General features: G+C 68.9%; 20 protein-coding genes. 6 read left to right on the forward strand and 14 right to left on the reverse strand.

The window, feature by feature from the left end:
• Positions 1 to 2: 2 nt before the first annotated feature.
• The 5 genes from dsbD (at position 3) to nusB (ending at position 4,914) form a co-directional block, all read left to right on the forward strand.
• Positions 3 to 1,823 (forward strand): protein-disulfide reductase DsbD, encoded by a 1,821-nt coding sequence (gene dsbD, locus IAI53_RS10725; RefSeq protein ID WP_187718199.1) that lies wholly within the window; start codon positions 3 to 5, stop codon positions 1,821 to 1,823.
• Positions 1,824 to 2,183: 360 nt separating this feature from the next.
• Positions 2,184 to 2,789, forward strand: coding sequence for a riboflavin synthase (locus IAI53_RS10730; protein WP_187718200.1), 606 nt, complete (start codon positions 2,184 to 2,186; stop codon positions 2,787 to 2,789).
• Complete coding sequence (gene ribBA / locus IAI53_RS10735; protein WP_187718201.1) at positions 2,786 to 3,877, forward strand: bifunctional 3,4-dihydroxy-2-butanone-4-phosphate synthase/GTP cyclohydrolase II; 1,092 nt, start codon at positions 2,786 to 2,788, stop codon at positions 3,875 to 3,877. The genes IAI53_RS10730 and ribBA overlap by 4 nt, the downstream gene beginning before the upstream one ends.
• Positions 3,878 to 3,914: 37 nt before the next feature.
• Positions 3,915 to 4,385, forward strand: coding sequence for a 6,7-dimethyl-8-ribityllumazine synthase (gene ribH, locus IAI53_RS10740; protein ID WP_187718202.1), 471 nt, complete (start codon positions 3,915 to 3,917; stop codon positions 4,383 to 4,385).
• A gap of 79 nt (positions 4,386 to 4,464) precedes the next feature.
• Positions 4,465 to 4,914, forward strand: a complete 450-nt coding sequence (gene nusB, locus IAI53_RS10745; RefSeq protein ID WP_187718203.1) for a transcription antitermination factor NusB — start codon at positions 4,465 to 4,467, stop codon at positions 4,912 to 4,914.
• A 100-nt stretch (positions 4,915 to 5,014) separates the two neighbouring features.
• Here the strand turns inward: nusB and IAI53_RS10750 are convergent, their stop codons facing one another.
• The 4 genes from IAI53_RS10750 to IAI53_RS10765 all read right to left on the reverse strand — a co-directional run bounded on the left by IAI53_RS10750 (position 5,015) and on the right by IAI53_RS10765 (position 9,397).
• On the reverse strand, positions 5,015 to 6,364 hold the full coding sequence (locus IAI53_RS10750; RefSeq protein WP_187718204.1) for a DEAD/DEAH box helicase: 1,350 nt from the start codon (positions 6,362 to 6,364) through the stop codon (positions 5,015 to 5,017).
• A 501-nt stretch (positions 6,365 to 6,865) separates the two neighbouring features.
• A complete protein-coding gene (locus tag IAI53_RS10755) occupies positions 6,866 to 7,144 on the reverse strand; it encodes an HU family DNA-binding protein (RefSeq protein WP_187718205.1) in 279 nt (92 codons plus the stop codon).
• Positions 7,145 to 7,307: 163 nt separating this feature from the next.
• Positions 7,308 to 8,720: an ATP-binding protein gene (locus IAI53_RS10760; RefSeq protein WP_187718206.1), complete on the reverse strand. Its 1,413-nt coding sequence runs from the start codon at positions 8,718 to 8,720 to the stop codon at positions 7,308 to 7,310.
• Positions 8,717 to 9,397, reverse strand: coding sequence for a response regulator (locus IAI53_RS10765; protein ID WP_187718207.1), 681 nt, complete (start codon positions 9,395 to 9,397; stop codon positions 8,717 to 8,719). Before IAI53_RS10765 ends, IAI53_RS10760 begins: the two co-directional genes overlap by 4 nt.
• Before the next feature lie 100 nt (positions 9,398 to 9,497).
• Here IAI53_RS10765 and IAI53_RS10770 point away from each other — a divergent pair, with 100 nt between their 5' ends.
• Positions 9,498 to 11,579: an LTA synthase family protein gene (locus tag IAI53_RS10770; protein ID WP_187718208.1), complete on the forward strand. Its 2,082-nt coding sequence runs from the start codon at positions 9,498 to 9,500 to the stop codon at positions 11,577 to 11,579.
• 132 nt (positions 11,580 to 11,711) lie between these two features.
• Here the strand turns inward: IAI53_RS10770 and IAI53_RS10775 are convergent, their stop codons facing one another.
• From IAI53_RS10775 to paaC, 10 genes are all read right to left on the reverse strand, one after another.
• On the reverse strand, positions 11,712 to 12,302 hold the full coding sequence (locus IAI53_RS10775) for a hemerythrin domain-containing protein (protein WP_187718209.1): 591 nt from the start codon (positions 12,300 to 12,302) through the stop codon (positions 11,712 to 11,714).
• A 53-nt stretch (positions 12,303 to 12,355) separates the two neighbouring features.
• Complete coding sequence (locus tag IAI53_RS10780) at positions 12,356 to 13,117, reverse strand: ABC transporter ATP-binding protein (RefSeq protein WP_187718210.1); 762 nt, start codon at positions 13,115 to 13,117, stop codon at positions 12,356 to 12,358.
• Positions 13,114 to 14,928, reverse strand: a complete 1,815-nt coding sequence (locus IAI53_RS10785; protein ID WP_187718211.1) for a branched-chain amino acid ABC transporter ATP-binding protein/permease — start codon at positions 14,926 to 14,928, stop codon at positions 13,114 to 13,116. The genes IAI53_RS10780 and IAI53_RS10785 overlap by 4 nt, the downstream gene beginning before the upstream one ends.
• Positions 14,925 to 15,962: a branched-chain amino acid ABC transporter permease gene (locus tag IAI53_RS10790; RefSeq protein ID WP_187718212.1), complete on the reverse strand. Its 1,038-nt coding sequence runs from the start codon at positions 15,960 to 15,962 to the stop codon at positions 14,925 to 14,927. Before IAI53_RS10790 ends, IAI53_RS10785 begins: the two co-directional genes overlap by 4 nt.
• Positions 15,963 to 16,082: 120 nt before the next feature.
• Complete coding sequence (locus tag IAI53_RS10795; protein WP_187718213.1) at positions 16,083 to 17,231, reverse strand: ABC transporter substrate-binding protein; 1,149 nt, start codon at positions 17,229 to 17,231, stop codon at positions 16,083 to 16,085.
• A gap of 127 nt (positions 17,232 to 17,358) precedes the next feature.
• Positions 17,359 to 18,561, reverse strand: a complete 1,203-nt coding sequence (pcaF, locus tag IAI53_RS10800; protein ID WP_187719398.1) for a 3-oxoadipyl-CoA thiolase — start codon at positions 18,559 to 18,561, stop codon at positions 17,359 to 17,361.
• 85 nt (positions 18,562 to 18,646) lie between these two features.
• The gene (locus IAI53_RS10805; RefSeq protein ID WP_187718214.1) at positions 18,647 to 19,282 is read right to left on the reverse strand and encodes a TetR/AcrR family transcriptional regulator; all 636 of its coding nucleotides are present in this window, start codon (positions 19,280 to 19,282) and stop codon (positions 18,647 to 18,649) included.
• A 200-nt stretch (positions 19,283 to 19,482) separates the two neighbouring features.
• Positions 19,483 to 20,550, reverse strand: a complete 1,068-nt coding sequence (paaE, locus tag IAI53_RS10810; protein ID WP_187718215.1) for a 1,2-phenylacetyl-CoA epoxidase subunit PaaE — start codon at positions 20,548 to 20,550, stop codon at positions 19,483 to 19,485.
• Between the two features lie 38 nt (positions 20,551 to 20,588).
• On the reverse strand, positions 20,589 to 21,080 hold the full coding sequence (gene paaD / locus IAI53_RS10815) for a 1,2-phenylacetyl-CoA epoxidase subunit PaaD (RefSeq protein ID WP_187718216.1): 492 nt from the start codon (positions 21,078 to 21,080) through the stop codon (positions 20,589 to 20,591).
• A 5-nt stretch (positions 21,081 to 21,085) separates the two neighbouring features.
• The gene (gene paaC / locus IAI53_RS10820) at positions 21,086 to 21,856 is read right to left on the reverse strand and encodes a 1,2-phenylacetyl-CoA epoxidase subunit PaaC (protein ID WP_187718217.1); all 771 of its coding nucleotides are present in this window, start codon (positions 21,854 to 21,856) and stop codon (positions 21,086 to 21,088) included.
• Positions 21,857 to 21,865: the final 9 nt, after the last annotated feature.

A 21,865-nucleotide genomic window follows, 5' to 3' on the forward strand; every position in this document is an offset into this window, starting at 1 on the left:
CAATGTTCCGACCCCCGCCGCTGTTCGCCTTCCTCCTCGCCCTCCTCACGCTGTTTGCCGCTCCCGCCCACGCCCTGGGCGAACCGATCGAACCTGAGAAGGCCTTCGCATTCACCGCGCGGGCGCTCGACCCGCAGACCGTCGAGGCGGTCTTCCGCGTCCACAAGGACTACTACCTCTACGGCGACAAGTTCCGCTTCGAGACCGACCCGCCCAGCGTCCAGCTCGGCGAACCCGAGCGCGCCCCGGGCGAGATGAAGGAGGACGAGTTCTTCGGCACGGTCGAGACCCTGCGCGACACGGTCAGCATCCTGCTGCCGGTGACCGCACCGGAGGGTCTCACCCGCTTCCGCCTGACGGTCACCAGCCAGGGCTGCTGGGACGGCGGCATCTGCTATCCGCCCACGCCGCAGAGCGCCGACATCGATCTCAGCGCCAGCCCGGCGCCCGCCGCCACCAGCCTGTTGGATCGCGCGCTGGCCGGTGGCGCGCCGGCCGGCATCGCCCCCGCGACCTCGGGTCCGGCCGGCGACGAGAGCGGGCGCATCGCCCGCCTGCTGGGTGACGCCAGCGTGCCGCTGGTGCTGGCCAGCTTCTTCGGTTTCGGCCTGCTGCTCGCCTTCACCCCGTGCACCTTCCCGATGATCCCCATCCTCTCGGGCATCATCGTCGGCCATGGCCACCACATCTCTCGCGCGCGCGCCTTCGGCCTGTCGCTCGCCTACGTGCTGGGCATGGCGGTGACCTACGCGGTGGCCGGCGTCGCCGCCGGCATGTCCGGCACCCTGCTGTCGGCCGCGCTGCAGAACGTCTGGGTGCTCGGCGTCTTCGCGCTGGTGTTCGTCGCCCTGGCGCTATCGATGTTCGGCTTCTACGAGCTGCAGCTGCCTACCGCCCTGCAGAGCCGGCTGGCCGACACCGCCGCACACCGCAAGGGCGGCAGCATTGGCGGGGTGGTGACCATGGGCGTGCTGTCGGCCCTGATCGTCGGCCCCTGCGTGGCCGCGCCGCTGGCCGGTGCGCTGCTCTACATCGCCCAGAGTGGCGACGCGGCACTGGGCGGTACGGCGCTGTTCGTCATGGCGCTCGGCATGGGTGCGCCCCTGCTCGCCGTCGGCGTGGCCGCGCGCAGCGTGCTGCCCAAGGCGGGCCCGTGGATGGAGGGGGTGAAGAAGGCCTTCGGCGTGATGCTGCTGGCGGTTGCGGTATGGCTGCTCACCCCGGTGGTGCCGGAGCTGCTGACCATGCTCGCCTGGGCCGCCCTGCTGATGTTCTCGGGCATCTTCCTGCGCGCGCTCGATCCGCTGCCGCCGCACACCAAGGGCTGGGCACGCTTCTGGAAGGGCATCGGCGTGATCCTGCTGCTGGCCGGCACCGCGATGCTGGTCGGCGCGCTGGCCGGCTCGCGCGACCCCCTGCAGCCGCTGGCCGTGCTGCGTGCGGAGGCCGGCGCCACCGCGCGCGCTGCGCCGGCTTTCGAGAAAGTCGGCTCGGTGGCCGAGCTGGACGCCCGCCTGGCCTCCGCCGGGCGGCCGGTGATGCTGGATTTCTATGCGGACTGGTGCGTGTCGTGCAAGGAGATGGAGCGCTACACCTTCTCCGACCCGGCCGTCGCCGCGCGCATGGAGCGCATGCTGCTGCTCAAGGCCGACGTCACCGCCAACAGCGAGGAACACAAGGCGTTGCTGCGCCGCTTCCAGCTGTTCGGCCCGCCGGGCATCATCTTCTTCGACGCCGCCGGCCAGGAGCGCGACGGCCTGCGGGTGGTGGGCTACATGCCCGCCGCGCCCTTTGGCGAGATCCTCGACCGCGCCTTGCGCTGAACCGCTTCGGTTCCCTGCTGCGGGGCTGTCCGGAGCGGCCAGGGAGGGGTGAGGGTCGCGGCTCATGCTGTGCCCGAAATCGCCGCAACCCTCACCCCTCCCTGGCTGGAAACGCCCGGGCGGCTCAAACGCCCCCAACACAACAGCCGATGGAACCCCCGCGCCTCCAGCCGGCCGGTCAGGCGGCCGGCGACGATTTCGGGCACCGTATGAGGAACCGGCCACCTATGAACAGGGGAGCCTCAAAGAAAGCGCCCGGCCCCGGCACGACAAAGAAACAAACCCTGCCGCACGCCCAGGAAACCAAACACCCCGGCGTTTAGCCTACAATTGCGCCTTCCCCATCCGCACAGATCCCCCATGTTTTCCGGAATCGTGGCCGCCTGCGGCCGTATCGAACATATTGCGCCGCTCGAAGACGGCGTGCGCCTGACGGTGGACGTCGGCGGACTGGACCTGGCCGACGTGGCCATCGGCGACAGCATCGCCAACAGCGGCGTGTGCCTCACCGTGGTCGCCATGGACGGCAGCCGGGTGAACTTCGACGTGTCGCGCGAGACGCTCAACTGCACGGTCGGCCTGGACAGCGTGGGCACAGAGGTGAACCTCGAAAAGGCCCTGCAACTGTCCGACCGCCTCGGCGGCCACCTGGTCACCGGCCATGTGGACGGCGTCGGTGAGGTGCTGCGCTTTGCCCCGGTGGGCGAGAGCCATGAACTGGTGATCCGCGCGCCCGCGGCCATCGCCGGCTACATCGCGCGCAAGGGCTCGATCACCGTCAATGGCGTGAGCCTCACCGTGAACCGCGTCGAAGGCGCCGATTTCTCCATCAACCTGATCCCGCACACCGTGGCGGTGACCAACCTCAAGCACCTGCAGGCCGGCAGCCGGGTGAACCTGGAGATCGACCTGATCGCCCGCTACGTCGAACGCATGGCCGCCTGGCGCGAGGAGTCCGCACAATGACCGCGCTGTCGCCGATCACCGAAATCATCGACGAGATCCGTGCCGGGCGCATGGTCATCCTGGTCGACGAGGAAGACCGCGAGAACGAGGGCGACCTCGTCATGGCGGCCGAGTTCGTCACCCCCGAGGCGATCAACTTCATGGCCAAGTTCGGCCGCGGACTGATCTGCCTGACGCTCACCGAGCAGCGCTGCCGCCAGCTCGGGCTGCAGCAGATGGTGCGCGACAACCGCACCCCGCACGGCACCGCCTTCACCACCTCGATCGAGGCGGCCACCGGCGTGACCACCGGCATCTCGGCGCACGACCGCGCGCGCACCGTGCAGGTCGCGGTCGCCCGCCACGCCAAGCCGGAAGACATCGTCATGCCCGGCCACATCTTCCCGCTGACCGCGCAGAAGGGCGGCGTGCTGATCCGCGCCGGCCACACCGAAGCGGGCTGCGACCTCGCCCAGCTCGCCGGGCTGGAGCCGGCCTCGGTGATCTGCGAGATCCTCAAGGACGACGGCACCATGGCCCGCCTGCCCGACCTGGTCGAGTTCGGCAAGGAACACGGCCTGAAGATCGGCGCCATCCGCGACCTGATCGAATACCGCGCGGCCACCGAGCACCTGGTCGAACAGGTCAGCGAGAAGGAAGTCGACACTCCGCACGGGCGCTTCCGCCTGTCCGCCTTCGAGGACAAGACTTCCGGCGACGTGCATTTCGCCCTGTCGCGCGGCGACATCGCCCCCGAGCGCGAGACCCTGGTGCGTGTGCATGAGCCGATCTCGGTGGTCGATTTCCTCGACCCCGAAAGCGGCCGTCACAGCTTTCCGGTCAACAGCGCGCTGGCCGCGCTCGCCCGGGCCGAGGCCGGCGTGATCGTCCTGCTCTACCGCCCGCAGAGCGGCCGCGACCTGCTCGCCAGCCTCACCGGCACCGCCGACCGCCCGGTGAAGTGGGACCCGCGCCTGTTCGGCGTCGGCGCGCAGATCCTGCGTGCGCTCAAGGTCGGCCGCATGCGGCTGATGTCCAACCCACGCAAGATCCCCAGCATGGCCGGCTTCGGCCTGGAGATCACCGGCTTCGTCGACCCCGACGCCTGACCGCCACCCGCATTTCCAACTTTCCTACCGAGACCCCATGTCCCGCTTCGAGAACATCACCGAATACGACATCGACCTCGCCGGCCAGAGCCTGCGTGTCGGCATCGTCATGAGCCGCTTCAACCAGGACGTGTGCGAGGGCCTGCTGTCGGCCTGCGTGGCCGAACTGCAGCGCCTGGGCGTGTCGCCCGACCTCACCCGCATCGCCACGGTGCCGGGCGCGCTGGAGATTCCGCTGACCCTGCAGACCATGGCGCGCAGCGGCCGCTTCGACGCACTGATCGCACTCGGCGCAGTGATCCGCGGCGAGACCTACCACTTCGAGCTGGTTTCCAACGAGATGGGCGCGGGCATCACCCGCGTGACGCTGGACACCGGCATCCCGGTCGCCAACGGCGTGCTGACCACCGAGGACGACGACCAGGCACTCGCCCGCATGCAGGAGAAGGGTAGCGACTGCGCCCGCACTGCGGTCGAGATGGCCAACCTGCTGAAGGCCCTGAAATGACGACCCCCACGCTCACTACGTTCGCTGCCCCCCAAGGGGGCGCAGGCCTCCCTTGGGGCGGCCCGGCGGGAGACCTGACATGAGCAGCAAATCCTCCCGCCGCCGGGCGCGCGAATTCGCCCTGCAGGGCATCTACCAGTGGCTGCTGTCGGGCAACAGCGTGCCGGTGATCGAGGAGCACGTCGAGCAGGCCAGCGGCTTCGACAAGGCGGATCGCGAGCTCTTCGTCTCGCTGCTGCGCGGCACGCTGGAGAACGTCGCCGACCTGCAGTACGACTTCGCACCCTTCATCGACCGCCCGCTGTCGGAGCTCTCCCCGGTGGAGCGCGGCATCCTGCTGCTGGCCACCCACGAGCTGAAGAACTGCCTGGAGACCCCCTACCGGGTGGTGATCAACGAGGCGATCGAGCTGGCCAAGGGCTACGGCGGCACCGACGGCCACCGCTTCGTGAACGGCGTGCTGGACAAGCTCGCCACCCAGCTGCGCGCAGCTGAGATCGCCGCACTGAAGAGCGAAGGCAAGCGCTGAGCTCCGCCGGCCGGCAGCCGCTGCCGGCATGCGGCCGCCATAAACGACAAACCCGCCATTCGGCGGGTTTGTTTTTTGGTGCTGATGAACTGCGCGCGGATCAGGGGCGCGGACGGCGCGCACCCTGCGGACGGTCGCCGCCGAAGCGGCCTTCCCCGCCACTGTTGCCGCGTCCGAAACCACCGGCACTGCGGCGCGAGGGCTGGTCCGACGACGGCCACGGGCTGTTGCTGCCGCGGCCGCCGAAGCCGCCCGGCTTGCCACTGCCGAAGCGCGGCTTGTTGCCCGCCGGGCGCGGGTTGGCCGCGCGCGGGCTGGGTTCCAGACCCTCGATGGTGTGCACTTCCAGGCGGTCGCCGGTGTAGCGCTCGATGGCGCGGATGATGCCGGTCTCGCGCGGGCCGGACAGGGTGATCGCCACCCCGCTGCGCCCGGCGCGGCCGGTACGGCCGATGCGGTGCACATAGTCCTCGGCCTGGCGCGGCGGATCGAAGTTCACCACGTGGCTGATGCCGGCGACGTCGATGCCGCGCGCGGCCACGTCGGTGGCCACCAGGATGTTGATGCGGCCCGAACGCAGCTGCTGCAGGGTGCGGTTGCGCGCGCCCTGGTGCATGTCGCCGTGCAGGGCTGCGGCGGAGAAACCCTTCTCCTGCAGTTGCAGGGAGATCTCCTCGGCGCCGCGCTTGGTGGAGGTGAACACCACGGCCTGGTTCACCGTGGTGCAGCCCAGCACCGCTTCCAGCAGCTTGTTCTTGTGGCCGAGACCGTCGGCGAACAGCAGGCGTTGCTCGATCTGCCCGCGGTCCTCGCCGCCGCCGACGATCTCGATGCGCTGCGGGTTGCGGGTCATTTCGCGCGCCAGGTTGCCGACCACGCCGTCGAGGGTGGCCGAGAACAGCAGGGTCTGGCGGCTGGCCGGGGTGGCACGCACGATGGTCTCGATGTCTTCCAGGAAGCCCATGTCCAGCATGCGGTCGGCCTCGTCCAGCACCAGCACCTCGATGTCGGAGAGCTTGAGCTTGCGGCGCTCCAGGTGGTCGATCAGGCGACCCGGGGTGGCCACGATCACGTCCGGATGGCGGGCGAGCTGCTTGACCTGGGCGAAGAAGGGCGCGCCGCCGACCAGGCAGGCGGTGTTCAGCCAGCGCAGCGCGCGGCCGTAGGTATTGACCGCCTTTTCCACCTGCAGGGCGAGTTCGCGGGTCGGGGTGAGCACCAGCACGCGCGGGCCGGCACCCGGCGCCGGGCGGCGGCCGGTCAGGCGCTGCAGGCTGGGCAGGGTGAAGGCCGCGGTTTTGCCGCTGCCGGTATGCGAGGACACCAGCAGGTCGCCGCCGGCGATCGCCGCGGGGATGGCCTGCTGTTGCACCGGCGTGGGGGTGGTGTAGCCGGTGGCCTCGATGGCCTTGAGCAATTCTTCGCCGAGGCCGAGTTCGTTGAACGTCATTGTTTCGTCTTCCTTGCGTGGCTGGCGGCGAAAAGGCGCCGGTCAGCCGGATTCCGGCCCGCATCGGTGCGGGCCGCATGACATCGCGCCGCCCGGCAGCCAGGATTCTCTGGACAAAGCCGGACGCGGGGCCACCGGATTCGGAGGCGCACGATGAGCGTGGGCCGGTCGTCGTCCTCACCGCATGGCGAGGAAAGCACGACCGCGCATCGGCACCAACCGGTTATCTCGATGCCAGACGATCGGAAGAGCGAATGGAGTTCGACTGAAGGGAGGTCGGGGGCGATGGGGCTGTGGATACAGTCCCTCGGGCCGGGTCGCGGGCGCCGCGAATCGCTGGATTCACGCCCCGGGTACCTCTATGGCCCTGCTGCTGCATTGCACAACGAGGCGCATTCTAACCCACGCCGAGCACTTCGCGGGCAGAAATCCACGGGCCAGACGAAAAAAAGCCCGGCGCCTGCATGGCACCGGGCTTTTGGAAAGCGTGCAGCCGTGGGCTTACTTGCCGTTCACGGAGGCCTTCAGGGTCGCGCCAGCGGTGAACTTGGGCACGCTGGAAGCAGCGATCTTGATGGTCGCGCCGGTTTGCGGATTGCGGCCGGTACGTGCGGCGCGCTTGGAGACCTCGAAGGAGCCAAAGCCGGTGAAGGCAACCTTTTCGCCTTTGGAGAGCTGCTCGGCGATGATATCGAGCACGCCGGAAAGGGCACGGTCGGCTTGCGCGCGGGAAACGTCCAGACGGTCGGCCAGGGCTTCGACGAATTCACCTTTGTTCATGCTTTATCCTCGATTGGTGTGAGTAGGGAGCGGTGTCAGGTTCTACGCGCCGGATTCTAGCACCGTCGCGGCCTGCAGGGCATCGCGCAATGCAAAGGGCGTGGCGCACAGCATACAGAGTTTGTGCGTGTTTGGGCACAGCGGAAATACACATCGATCCCGCTCAGACTATGGTGTGCGCCGTGCGCGGCAGGACGATCCGCACCGTGAGGCCGCCACCGGGGGTTTCGTCGAACGCCAGGCGCCCGCCATGACGCTCGACCACGCGGCGCACGATGGACAAGCCGAGCCCCGCGCCGCTGCCGCCCCCCAGGCGCAGGAAGCGTTGGCCGAGAAGCGCGCGCGACGCTACAGGCACGCCGGGGCCATGATCGGCGACCACCAGCTCGATGCCATCGTCCACCGCACCGAGGCGCAGCGCCACGGTGCTGCCGGCCGGCGCATGGCGCAGGGCGTTGGCCACCAGGTTGTGCACCAGCATCCCGAGCGCTCCGGGCTCGAGCGGCAGGCGCCAGTCCAGGGCCTCGTCGGCCTCCAGTGCGAGCTCCGCCTGCGCCTCGTCGGCCAGCGGCATCAGGCCGGCAAGCTCCCGGCGCACCTCGGCCAGCAGGTTCAGCGCCTCGCGGCCATTCGCCGGCTCGGCCTGCTCCAGGCGCGCCAGGGTCAGCATCTGCCCGGCCAGGCGGGTGGCGCGGTCCACGCCGGCCCGCAGCTCGAGCAGCGCCGCGCGGCGCTCCTGCTCGCTGCCAGCGTCGAGCGCGTTCTGGGCATGGACGCGCAGCACCGCCAGCGGTGTGCGCAACTCGTGGGCGGCGTCGGCGATGAAACGCTGCTCGCTCGCCAGCAGGCGGGAGACCTCGCCGAGCAGCCGGTTCAGGGCGTGCTGCATGGGCGCCAGCTCCTCGGGCAAGGGCGACAGCTCCAACGGCGCCAGGTGGGCGGGGTCGCGCGAACGGATCAGGCCGGCCATGCGTTCGAGCGGCTTCAGGCCCCAGCCGATCGCCATCCAGATGAGTACGGTGAGCAGGGGCACGCCAACGATGTCCGGCATCATCGTCTGCCAGACGATGCCGCTCACCAGCTCGCCACGCACGTCCTCGCGCTCGCCGGCCATGATGCGCAGCCCCTGGGCGGCGTCGCGCAGCACGAACACCCGCCAGACGTGGCCGCCGACCAGCTCGTCGGCGAAGCCGCCTGCGATGCGGCTGAGCGGACCGTCCGGGGCGCTGCCGGTGCGCATCACCAGCTGGTCGCCGCGCCAGACCTGGAAGCTGAGCTTGCTCTCGTAGGGATGCCCGTCATAGGGCAGGTTGCCCTCGTCGCCGACATCGAGCTCGCCGCTCTGGCTCAGCGCGTCGGCAAAGGCCGCATGGACGCGCGCCCGCAACTGCTCGCCGCCGCCGGGATCGACCCGCATCAGCCCCTGCAGCATGCGCGCGCTCTGCGCCAGGCGGGCATCGAACAACTCCTCGACCTCGTGCGCGGCATCCTGCACGCTGACGACGAAGATCACCGTGCTGATGACGGTGAACAGCGCCAGCACCAGCGCCAGCGTGCGGCGGCGGATGGCGTTCATCGCGCGGCCTCGTCCGCCCCGGCCTTGTCGATCACGTAGCCGATGCCGCGCAGCGTGCGGATCAGCCCGGGGAAGAGCTTGCGCCGCAGGTGGTGGATGTGCACCTCGATGGCATTGCTCTCGATCTCCTCGCCCCAGCCGTACAGCAGGCCTTCAAGCTGCTCGCGGGTCAGCACCCGGCCGGGCTGGGCCAGCAACTCGTGCAATATGGCGAACTCCCGGCGCGACAGGCTGACCGCCCGCCCGTGCAGGAACACGGCCTGAGCGGCCGGCTCCAGGCGCACGCCGCGATGCTCGACCACCGGCTGCGGCCGCCCAGCCGCACGGCGCAGCAGGGCGCGCAGGCGGGCCTTGAGCTCGTCGACCTCGAAGGGTTTCACCAGGTAGTCGTCGGCCCCGGCATCCAGCCCGGCGATGCGGTCCGCGGTGGCATCGCGCGCGGTCAGCACCAGCACGGGCACCGCGCTGCCGCTGGCGCGCAGCTGGCGCAGCACGTCGAGTCCGTCCATGCGCGGCAGCCCGAGGTCCAGCACCGCCAACTCGTAGCCGCCATGGAGCAGCGCCTGCAGCGCATGCGGGCCGTCGTCCAGGCAATCGACCGTGTAACCCTCGGGGCGCAATGCCGTGCGTACGCCGGCCGCCAGCGCGGCATCGTCTTCCACCAGCAGTATGCGCATGTCCGCTGCAAAGCTCCGTTACGTTCCCGGTTGGCAAAGCTTAAGTCTTCCTTAAGTTTGCCATGCTCCACTGGCGCCCGCTCCATCATCGGTCGCCCGCATGTCCGCCTCCCTCGCCGCCCCTGCCCCGCCCGCCTCGCCCCGCCTCGCACGCCTGTGGCAAGGCCTGGCCGTGTTCGGCCCCTATGCCCCGCTGGTGATGATGGTGCTGGTCGGTCTGGTGCTGCTTTCGGCCAGCCGGCTCGGCCTCATGGCCTGGCAGTGGGAGCGGGTATCCGCCACCGGCCTCGCCGGGCAGATGCTGCTGCAGGGGGTGCGCGTGGACCTCATCCAGCTCGGGCTGCTGGCCCTGCCGCCGCTGCTCCTCGCACCCTTTCTCGCCACCGCACCCGCCTGGCCGCTGTGGCGCCGGCTGACCTGGTTGTGGGCGATCCTGGCGATCACCCTGCTGGTCTTCCTGGAACTGGCCACGCCGGGCTTCGTCGGCGAGTACGACAGCCGGCCGAACCGGCTGTTCGTGGAATACCTCAAGTATCCGCGCGAGGTGTCCGCCATGCTGTGGGGCGGCTTCCGCCTTCATGTACTGGCCGGGCTGTCCTTCACCGCGCTGGCGGCCTGGGCGATGAGCCGGCTGATGCGCCCCTGGCTGGCCGAACCGCGACGCGGCAAGCACTGGCAACTGTGGTTGTCCTGGCCCTTCGTGTTCCTGCTGGTGGCCTTCGCCATCCGCTCCACCACCGACCATCGCCCGGCCAATCCGGCGATGTTCGCGCTGACCGCCGACCCGATGGTCAACAGCCTGATCCTCAATTCCGCCTGGTCGGTGGCCCACGCGGTCTACAACCTCAAGCATGAGGCCGAGTCCGGCGCGGTCTACGGCGAGATGCCGGTCGAAGAGATGCTCGCCACCGTGGCGGCGGCGCGCGGCGCGGAAGGGCTCACGTCGGTTTCGGCCGCCCTGCCCGAGCTGCCCACGCTGAGCCGCCTGCTTCCCAGCCGGCCGCGCGCGCGGCCGCTCAACCTGGTGATCGTGCTGGAAGAGAGCCTGGGCGCCACCTTCGTCGAATCGCTCGGCGGCCTGCCGGTGACCCCGGAGCTGGAGAAGCTCAAGGAACAGGGCTGGTGGTTCGAGCAGCTCTACGCCACCGGCACCCGCTCGGTGCGCGGCATCGAGGCGGTCACCACCGGCTTTCCGCCCACGCCGGCGCAGAGCGTGGTCAAGTTGTCGCTGTCGCAGACCGGCTTCTTCTCGCTGGCCGACCTGCTCGGCCGCCGTGGCTACCACACCGAGTTCATCTACGGCGGCGAATCGCACTTCGACAACATGCGCAGCTTCTTCAAGGGCAACGGCTTCGAGCGCGTGATCGACGAGAAGGACTACCAGGCGCCGGTATTCACCGGCAGCTGGGGGGTGTCCGACGAGGACTTGTTCAACCGCGCGCACCAGGAGATCACCGCGCATCACGCCGCCGGCAAACCCTTCTTCACGCTGATCTTCACCTCGTCCAACCACTCGCCCTTCGAGTTCCCCGACGGGCGCATCGAGCTGTACGACGAAGAGAAGGGCACCGAGAACAACGCGGTCAAGTACGCGGATTACGCGCTCGGCCGCTTCTTCGAGCAGGCGCGCGCCAGCGCCTACTGGCAGGACACCGTGTTCCTGGTGGTCGCCGACCACGACATCCGCACCAAGGGCGACAGCCTGATCCCGGTCGAGCGCTTCCACATCCCCGGACTGATCCTGGGCGCCGACATCGAGCCGCGACGCATACGGACGGTGGCCAGCCAGATCGATCTGCCGGTCACCGTGCTGTCGCTGATGGGCATCGAGGCCGACACGCCGATGCTGGGCCGCGACCTGTCGCGCGAGGCCGCCGACGCACCGGGCCGCGCGATGATGCAGTACGAGCAGCACTACGGCTGGATGGAAGGCCAGCGCCTGGTGATCCTGCGGCCGGAGAAGGAACCTGCACACGCCGTCTACGATCCGGCCGCCAAGCGCCTCGCGCTGGCAACCGAACCGCCGGCCGACGCCGCCGAGCTGGAACGCCGGGCGCTCGCCCATGTGCTGCTGCCGTCCTGGCTGTACCGCGAGCAGCGCTACCGTCTGCCGGATGAGCGCACGCCGGCCAGAACGGCCGGACCGGCCGGCTCCGGCGCGATGCGTGCGACCGGCGGTTGAGCCCCTCCAAGGATCCACCGCCCCGGCTGTAGGAGCGGCCTTGGCCGCGATTCCTACGGCTGTTCCGCCACCGGCCGCATCGCGGCCAAGGCCGCTCCTACTGGCCGGCCGGGCCGGCTTGAGGTCGGCGGCTCAATCGTCCTTGTAAGGCCCTGCCCCGAGGCCGATCGGCGGCGGCGCGGCGGCCACGAGTTTGGAGAAGATGCGCTGGAAGTCCTCGGTGTCGCGGGTGCCGCCCATCGGGTCGTTGTTCTCGCGGAAGCCGGCGGCCACCGCCTCCCAGTCCTCGTCGGTGAAATGCTTGCGGCACAGGGGCAGCACTTCGCGCTCTTCCAGCAGCATGTGGTTGCGGTAGAAGTCGGCGAAGTTCTCGAAGGCGCGATTGAAGGCGTCGAAGCCGTCCTTGTCGCCGCTGGCGTACTGGTGCAGCGCGGTTTCCAGCGCCTTGATGCGCGCCTCGCCGCCGGCGTGCTCCTGCTCCAGGCGGGCCATGGCGTCCGCGCCCTCGCTGGTGCGCAGCTTCAGGCGGGCGAACAGGTACTGGTCTTCCTTGGGGTGGTGGCGCTGCTCGGGATAGGCGTCCAGGTAGTGCACCATGGCGCGCAGCAGGCGGAAGTCGGGGGCGAGCTTGCCCTTGCCGATCTCCTTCAGCATGTAGCGCACCGCGTGCAGGATGGCGGCGAGCGACTGGTGCTCGTCCTCGATGATGCGTAGGGCTTCCATGTTCTGTCTTCCTCGTGGGATGGATCGCCGGCTTCTGGCTGAGGCGGGGTCGCCTAGCCGGCCAGCTTGTCCTGGTGCTTGCCGCCGAGGCCCAGGTAGGCCTCGATCACGCGCGGGTCGTCGGCCAGCTTGTGGGCCGGGCCTTCCATGGCGATCTCGCCGGTCTCCAGCACGTAGGCGTAGTCGGCCACCTGCAGCGCGGCGCGCGCGTTCTGCTCCACCAGCAGGATGGACACCCCGCGCCGGCGCAGTTCCGCGATGATGCGGAAGATCTCGCGCACGATCAGCGGCGCCAGCCCCAGGCTGGGTTCGTCCAGCATCAGCAGCTTGGGCTTGGCCATCAGCGCGCGGCCCACCGCCAGCATCTGTCGTTCGCCACCGGACAGCGTGCCGGCCATCTGGCTGCGACGCTCCTTGAGGCGCGGGAAGATGTCGTACACCTCGTCCATGGTCTGCGCGTGGTCGCGCTTGCCCATCCGGTAGCGCTGGAAGGCGCCCAGCACGAGGTTGTCCTCCACGCTCATCTCGCCGAACAGCTCGCGCTTCTCGGGCACCAGGTTCATGCCGCGGGCGACCATGCGCTCGACCTCGGGCACGCCCTCGATGCTGCCGTCGAAGTTCACCTGCCCGCGCGAGCCGAGCACCCCCATGATGGCCGACAGCATGGTGGTCTTGCCGGCGCCGTTGGGGCCGATCACGGTGACGATCTGCCCCTGGCCGACGCTGATGTTGGCGTTGTGCAGCGCCTCGACCTTGCCGTAGGACACGCACAGGTCGCGCACTTCCAGAACGTTGTTCACGGTCGCGGTGCTCATTCCACCCCTCCCAGATAGGCTTCCAGCACCGCCGGATCCTGTTGCACTTCCTCGGGCAGGCCCTCGGCGATCTTCTCGCCGAATTCCATCACCACCACCCGGTCGACCAGGCCCATGACGAAGTCCATGTCGTGCTCGACCAGCAGGATGCCCATGCCTTCCGCGCGCAGCTTCTTCAGCAGGTTGGCCAGCGCCTCCTTCTCCTTCAGGCGCAGGCCGGCAGCCGGTTCGTCGAGCAGCAGCAGGCAAGGGTCGGAGCACAGCGCACGGGCGATCTCCAGGATGCGCTGCTGGCCCAGGGCCAGGGCGCCAGCCTCGTCGAACATGTGCTCGGCCAGGCCGACGCGCTCGATCTGCCGCGCCGCCTCGGCCAGCAGCCGGGCCTCCTCGGCGCGGTCGAAGTGCCAGGCGGAGCTCAGCACGCCCTTGGCGCCGCGCAGGTGGGCGCCGATGGCGACGTTCTCCAGCACGCTCATGGTCGGCAGCAGCTTCACATGCTGGAAGGTGCGGCTCATGCCCATGCGGGCGATCGCCCGCGCGCCCAGGCCGACCACCGACTGGCCGCGGAACAGCACCTCGCCCGAGGTCGGCGTATCCACGCCGGAGACCTGGTTGAACATGGTGCTCTTGCCGGCGCCGTTGGGGCCGATCAGCGCGAGGATCTCGCCGGCCTTCACGCTCAGGCTCATGTTGTTGTTGGCCACCAGGCCGCCGAAGCGCCGGGTGACGTCCCGGGCCTCCAGCAGCACCTCGCCCTGCTTGGGCAGGTCGCGGCGCGGCAGCGGCTCGGCGCCGGCGTCGATGCGCCGCTGCACGGCCTGCACCGGCACCACCCGCCCGACCAGGTTCACCATGATCGGCCACAGGCCGCCGCGTGCCTTGTGCAGGATGAGCACCATCATCAGGCCGAAGAAGATCACCTCGAAGTTGCCGCTCTGGCCGAAGAGCCGCGGCAGGATGTCCTGCAGCCACTGCTTGAGCACGGTGATCACCCCGGCGCCAACCAGCGCGCCCCACACATGGCCCGCGCCGCCGACCACCGCCATGAACAGATACTCGATGCCGATGTGCAGGCCGAAGGGGGTGGGGTTCACGAAGCGCTGCATGTGGGCGTACAGCCAGCCCGAGGCACAGGCCAGCAGCGCGGCGATGACGAAGATCACCATGCGCGAGCGCGCGGTGTTCACCCCCATCGCCTCGGCCATCACCATGCCGCCCTTGAGCGCGCGGATCGCGCGCCCTTCGCGCGAATCCAGCAGGTTGCTGGTGGTGTACACGCCGATCAGCAGGAAGAGCCAGATCAGATAGTAGATCTCGTGACCCTGCGAGAGCTCGTAGCCGAACACGGTGATCGGCGGGATGCCGGTCAGGCCGGTGTGCCCGCCCAGCGTGGCCATGGTGCCGAACAGGAAGTACAGGCTGATGCCCCAGGCGATGGTGCCCAGCGGCAGGTAGTGGCCGGAGAGCTTGAGCGTGAGCGAGCCGAGCACGATGGCCACGGCGGCGGTGATCACCAGGCCCGCGCCCAGCGCGAACCAGGGCGACCATCCCAGCCAGGCCAGCCAGCCGGGCAGGTCGGTGGCGGTGGACAGCACCGCCGTGGTGTAGGCGCCGATGCCGACGAAGGCCGCCTGCCCGAAGCTGGTCAGCCCGCCGACGCCGGTGAGCAGCACCAGGCCGAGCGCCACCATGGCATACAGGCCGATGTAGTTGAGCAGGGTGACGTAGAAGGCCGACAGGACGAGCGGCGCGAGCAGCAGGGCGGCGAGGAAGGCGCCGAGCACCACGCGCGGAGAGAGCGCGAACTTCATTCTTCCTCCTCCAGGTGATGGCTCTTCAGCGAACGCCACAGCAGCACCGGAATGATGAGCGTGAACACGATGACTTCCTTGTACGCACTGGCCCAGAAGGAGCTGAAGGCTTCCAGCAGGCCGACCAACACCGCGCCGGCGGCGGCGATCGGGTAGCTCGCCAGCCCGCCGATGATGGCGCCGACGAAGCCCTTGAGGCCGATCAGGAAGCCGGTGTCGTAGTAGATGGTGGTGATCGGCGAGATCAGCACGCCGGAGAGCACGCCGATCAGGGCGGCGAGGAAGAAGGTCAGCTTGCCGGCCAGCGCCGGCGAGATGCCCATCAGCCGCGCGCCGGTGCGGTTGATCGCGGTGGCGCGCAGCGCCTTGCCGTAGAGGGTGCGGCCGAAGAACAGCGCCAGCGCGACGATCAGCACCAGCGAGGCGAGCACCACCCAGATGGTCTGGCCGGTGATCATCATCGGCCCGAGCTCGAAGCGTGCCTCGGAGAACGGCGGGGTTCGATAGCCCTCGGCGCCGAAGAACACCAGGCCGAGTCCGACCATGGCCACGTGCGCGGCCACCGAGACAATGAGCAGGATCAGCACCGGGGCCTCGGCGATCGGCTGGTACACCAGGCGGTACATCATCGGCCCCATCGGCACCACCACCAGCAGCGCGGCGAGCACCTGCAGCGCCAGCGGCATCTCGGCCAGCGGCAGCATCTTCAGCACGCCGAGCAGCACCAGCGGATAGGCGACATTGATGCCGAGGATGGCCGGCAGCCGCCGGGTCTGCCCGGCCTTGAGCGCGCTGTAGCCGTCGACCGCGGCCACCGCCACGCCGGCCATGATCAACAGCCAGATGGTGGCCGGCACGTTGCCATTGACCATCATCGCCAGCGTGAGCGCGCCGTAGGCGACGAACTCACCCTGCGGAATGAAGATCACCCGGGTGACCGCGAATACCAACACCAGCGCAAGCGCCAGCAAGGCATAGATCGACCCGTTGGTGATGCCGTCCTGCCCCAGGATCAGGGCGATCTGCAAATCCATGGACGAACCCTCCCGCCCCACCCTCGGCCGGCGGCCTCGTGGTGCGGTGTATGAATGCTTTCTATAGGTCTGGGTGAGGGGCGCGGGCGGTTGCGACCGCCCGCGCCCCGTCTGAAGCGCTTACTTGGCCAGCTTCCAGGCGCCGCCCTGGATCTGCACCATCACGCGGGCACGCTGGTCGAGGCCGAGGTGGTCGGTCGTGCTCATGTTGAAGATGCCGTGCGCGCCGGCGACTTCCTTCAGGCCTTCGAGCGCGTCACGCATCGCGGCGCGGAACTCGGCCGTACCCGGCTTGGCCTTCTTCAGCGCCTCGGGCACGGCGGCCTGCATCAGCACGCCGGCATCCCAGGCATGGGCGCCGAAGGTGGACACGCTGCCCTTGCCGTGGGCGGCCTCGTACTTGGCGATGTACTCCATGGCCGACTTCTTCACCGGGTTGTCGGCGGGCAGCTGGTCGGCGACCAGCACCGGACCGGCCGGCAGGAAGGTGCCTTCGCAGTCCTTGCCGCACACGCGCAGGAAGTCGTTGTTGGCCACGCCGTGGGTCTGGTAGACCTTGCCCTTCCAGCCGCGCTCGACCAGCGCCTTCTGCGGCAGCGCCGCCGGGGTGCCGGAGCCGGCGATGAACATCGCATCCGGGCGGGCGGACATCAGCTTGAGCACCTGGCCGGTCACCGAGGTGTCGGTGCGGTTGAAGCGCTCGTTGGCGACGATCTTCAGGCCGCGGGCCTCGGCCACGCTCTTGAACTGCTCGAACCAACCTTCGCCGTAGGCGTCGGCAAAGCCGATGAAGCCGACCGTCTTCACGCCGTTGTCGGTCATGTGCTCGACGATGGCGGTGGACATCTGCGCATCGTTCTGCGGGGTCTTGAACACCCAGCGGCGCTTCTCGTCCACCGGCTCGACGATGCGGCTGGAGGCGGCCATGGAGATCATCGGGGTCTGGCTCTCGGCGGCCACGTCGATCATGGCCAGCGAGTTCGGGCTGATGGTGGAGCCGATGACCACGTCCACCTTGTCCTCGGACACCAGCTTGCGCATGTTCTTCACCGCCGTGGTGGTGTCGGAGGCGTCATCCAGCACGATGTAGTTGATCTTCTCGCCACCGATGGTGGTGGGCATCAGCGCCAGGGTGTTCTTCTCCGGGATGCCCAGCGAGGCGGCGGGACCGGTCGCGGACACGACCACACCCACGTTGATGTCGGCCTGGGCGGCGGTGGCCGCAAAGGCCAGGCTGATGGCGGCGAACAGCGTCTTCTTCAGCTTCATGGTGTCTCCTCCTCTTGGTTTGTATGAGTAAGCGGGCCTGAGGGGTTGCCCGATTACCGGCAGCGAAAAATTATCACATTACTAATTCGTTTGAAAATAACGAATTGTGAAGACCGAGGGCGTTTCGTCACACCCGCTCGATGATCATCGCAATCCCCTGGCCGACGCCGATGCACATGGTGCATAGGCCATAACGTCCGCCGCTGGCCTCCAGCTGGCGCAGCGCGGTGAGCACCAGGCGTGCGCCGGAGGCGCCCAGCGGATGCCCGAGCGCGATCGCGCCGCCGTTCGGATTGACCTGTGCGGCGTCGTCCGGCAGGCCGAGCTGGCGCATCACCGCCAGGCCCTGCGCGGCAAAGGCTTCGTTGAGTTCGATGACGTCCATCTGCTCCAGGCTCAACCCGGCGCGCGCCAGCACCTTGCGCGAGGCCGGCGCCGGGCCGATGCCCATGATGCGCGGCTCCACCCCGGCGGTGGCCATGGCGACGATGCGCGCGCGCGGCTTCAGGCCATGGCGCGCGGCGGCCGCCTCGTTGGCGAGCAGCAGGGCCACCGCGCCGTCGTTCACGCCCGAGGCGTTGCCCGCGGTCACGCTGCCGTCCGGGCGCACCACGCCCTTGAGCTTGGCGAGCGCCTCCAGCGTGGTGGCGCGCGGATGTTCGTCGGCGGAAACCACCACCGGCTCGCCCTTCCGCTGCGGGATGCTCACCGGCACGATCTCGCCGGTGAAGAAGCCGCGCTCGGCGGCGGCCGCATAGCGTTGCTGGCTGCGCAAGGCGAAGGCGTCCTGGTCGGCACGCGCGATGCCGAAGTCGGTGGCGACGTTCTCGGCGGTCTCGGGCATCGAGTCGATGCCGTACTTCGCCTTCATCAGCGGATTGACGAAGCGCCAGCCGATGGTGGTGTCCTCGATCTTCGCGCTGCGCGAGAAGGCGGTGTCGGCCTTGCCCATGACGAAGGGCGCGCGGCTCATCGATTCCACCCCGCCGGCGATCATCAGCTCGGCCTCGCCGGCGCGGATGGCGCGCGCAGCGGTGCCGGTGGCGTCCATGCCGGAGCCGCACAGGCGGTTGAGCGTGGAGCCGGGCACGTCTATCGGCAGCCCGGCCAGCAGCCCGGCCATGCGCGCCACGTCGCGGTTGTCCTCGCCGGCCTGGTTGGCGCATCCGTAGTAGATGTCGTCCACCGCCGCCCAGTCCACCCCGGGGTTGCGCTCGATCAGCGCGCTGATGGGGATGGCCGCCAGGTCGTCGGTGCGCACGCCGGCAAGCGCGCCGCCGTAGCGGCCGATCGGGGTGCGGATGCCGTCGCAGATGTATACGTCGGTCAGGCCGGGTTGATTCACGTCTCTCTCCTCCTTGGCGGGCGCGGCGGTCTTGCCTGCCGCCTGCGCCCGGGTGTCATCGTGCCCGCCGCTAGTGCGCCGGGCTCTTGTCCTTCGGTTTCGGTTTGTCCTTGTCCAGCAGTCCCTTGACCCCGTTGAGCACGATGCTGGTGACCACCGGCGCCATGTCGGCATGGGTGAAGCGGCCGTCGGCGCGCAGCCAGGTGAAGGTCCAGTTGATCATGCCGAACAGGATCATCGCCACCGGCTTGTCCAGGTGGCGGCGCTTGAGCCCCGGCTCCACCCCTTCGATGGCCTCGGCAAAGGCCGCCACCACCCGGCGCTGCTTGGCAGTGACCTGCTCGGCCTGCTCGGCCTGCAGGAACTTCACGTCCTGCACCAGCACCATGTGACGGTTCTGCGAGTGCTCGTATTCCTCCAGGAAGCGCAGCACCAGCGCGGACAGGTGGGCTTCCGGCGCCAGGCCTTCCGCCCGGACCCCGGCGATGATCTCCAGCAGCTGGTCCATGTAGCTGTCCGCGATGTCGAACAGGATGTGTTCCTTGTCGCGGTAGTAGTGGTAGAGCAGCGGCTTGGACACGCCGCAGGCCTTGGCCAGTTCGGACATCGACGCACTGGGGAAGCTGCGCTCGGCAAACAGGCGCGCGGCTTCCGCCAGGATGGCGGCGCGCTGCAGTTCGAAGGTGGGGGCTTTTCCTCGGGCCATGGTTCAGTCGGATTTCGAGCGTTGCATGAAGGGGGACGCGCAGGCACGCGCGCTGCGGAGGGGTTCTCCGCCACGCCCGCGACCATACACGCTCGATGCCACCATCTCCAATGTGTAATCCTTCAATGTCCGTTGCTGCCGATCTCGTTGATCGCGGCCAAGGCCGCTCCTACATGTCCTTCGATGTGGCTCGGTAGCGATCAGCGCTCGTCGAAGCTGATCACCACGCGCTCGGTGAGCGGGTGGGCCTGGCAGGTCAGCACGTAGCCGGCATCCACGTCCGGCTGCTCCAGGGTGTAGTTCTTGTCCATGCGCACCTTGCCCTCCACCACCTTGGCACGGCAGGTGCAGCACACCCCGCCCTTGCACGAGTAAGGCAGGTCCATGCCGGCGCGCAGGGCGACGTCGAGGATGGACGGGTCGCTGGCGTGGAACTCCATCTCGCGGCGCAGGCCGTCGGCCACCACCACGATGGTGGCCTGCGGCGCGTCGCCCGCTTCCACGTGATGGGCGGGCGCGGAGTCCGGCACGCCGAAGCGTTCCAGATGGATGTGGTCGGCGCTCATGCCGGCGGCCAGCAGCGCGGACTCCACCTCGTCGATCATCGCCCCGGGGCCGCAGATGAAGGCTTCGTCGATGTCTCCGACCGGCAGCAGGGTGTCGAGGAACTGGCTCACCTTGGCTGCGTCGAGCCGGCCGTTGAACAGCGGCACTTCCTGCTCCTCGCGCGAGAACAGGTTGTACAGGGTGAAGCGCGCAAGATAGCGGTTCTTGATGTCCTCCAGCGCCTCCGCGAACATCACGCTGGCCTGGCGGCGGTTGCCATAGACCAGGGTAAAGCGGCTCTTCGGCTCGGCCGCCAGCGTGGTCTTGATCAGCGACAGGATGGGCGTGATGCCGCTGCCCGCGGCGAAGGCCACGTAGTGCTTGGCGTGCGCCGGGTCGAGCGGGGTGTGGAAGCGCCCTTCCGGGGTCATCACCTCGAGCACGTCGCCGGCCTTGATGCCGCCGTTGGCCCAGGAGGAGAAGCGCCCGCCGGCGATCTTCTTGATCGCCACGCGCAGCTCACCGTCACCGACGCCGGCGCAGATCGAGTAGGAGCGGCGCACTTCCTCGCCATCCACGCTCGCCTTGATGTTGAGGTGCTGGCCCTGCACGAAGCGGTACTCGTCGGCCAGCTCGGCCGGCACGTCGAAACGCAGGCTCACCGAGTCGGCGGTCTCGCGCCGCACTTCGGCCACTTTCAGGGGATGGAATTTCGGGGTCATGGATGGTCGTCTCCGTGTGCCGTCTTGCGCGGCATCGCTCAAATCGGTTTGAAGTACTCGAAGGGCTCGCGGCAGGCCCGACAGCGGTACAAGGCCTTGCAGGCGGTTGAGCCGAATTCGGACAGGCGTTCGGTATCGGTGGAGCCGCAATGCGGGCAGGTCTGTGACTTGGCCACGAAGCGGATCGGCTGCGCGCCGCCCACCGCCGCCGTGCCCGAGGGCGGGGCGATGCCGTAGGCGCGCAGCTTCTCGCGCGCCGCCTCGCCGATCCAGTCCGAGGTCCACGCGGGGTCCAGACGGGTCTCGATGTCGACCTGCCCGGCGCCGGCCGCGGCGAGCGCGGCGCGGATGCTCTCGGCGATCACCTCGGTGGCCGGGCAGCCCGAGTAGGTGGGCGTAACCACCACCCGCAGGCCGTCGTCACCACAGGCGATCTCGCGCACGATGCCGAGCTCGACCACCGAGACCACCGGGATCTCGGGATCGGGCACGCCTTCGAGCACCTGCCAGGCCTGGGGTTCGCTGAGCATCGTTGTCACCAGGTAGCACCCGGATAGGTGCGCTGCATGTACTGCATGGTCGCCAGCAAGTGGCCCATGTGCTCGGAGTGGCGGCCGAACTTGCCGTAGCTCTTGAACGGCGTGCGCGCCGGCACGGTAAGCGTGGCCTCATTGAGCACCGGCACCACGAGCGCCTCCCACTCGGCTTCCAGGCTGGCCCATGCCGGGCCGATGCCGGCGGCGGCGGCCGCATCGTCCGCCGGGTTGGCGGCGAAGAACTCGGCGGTGTAGGGCCACAGGTAATCGAGCGCGGCCTGCGCCTTGGCGTGCGAGACCTCGGTGCCGTCGCCCAGGCGGATCACCCATTCGCCTGCGTGGCTCAGGTGGTAACGCGCCTCCTTCAGGCTCTTGGCGGCGATGGCGGCCAGTTCCTGGTCGCTGCTGGTCCCCAGACGCTGGTAGAGCAGCACCTGGAAGGCGGCGAAGAGAAAGTTGCGCACCACGGTGCGACCGAAGTCCTCGTTGGGCAGTTCGGCCAGAGTGACGTTGCGGTAGTCGCGCTCCACACGCAGGAAGGCGAGCTGATCCTCGTCGCGCCCCTTGCCTTCCAGCTTGGCGGCGTGGGTGAGCAGCAGGCGGGCCTGGCCGATGAGGTCGAGCGCGGTATTGGCCAGCGCCATGTCCTCTTCCAGCACCGGCGCGTGGCCGCACCACTCGGAGAGGCGCTGGCCGAGGATGAGCGCGTTGTCGCCCATGCGCAGCACGTATTCAATGTGCTCCGGCGTTGCGATGTTCTGTTGGGTCATCGGTTTATC

The sequence above is a fragment of the Thauera sedimentorum genome, assembly GCF_014489115.1.
In the GTDB taxonomy this organism is placed as follows: domain Bacteria; phylum Pseudomonadota; class Gammaproteobacteria; order Burkholderiales; family Rhodocyclaceae; genus Pseudothauera; species Pseudothauera sedimentorum.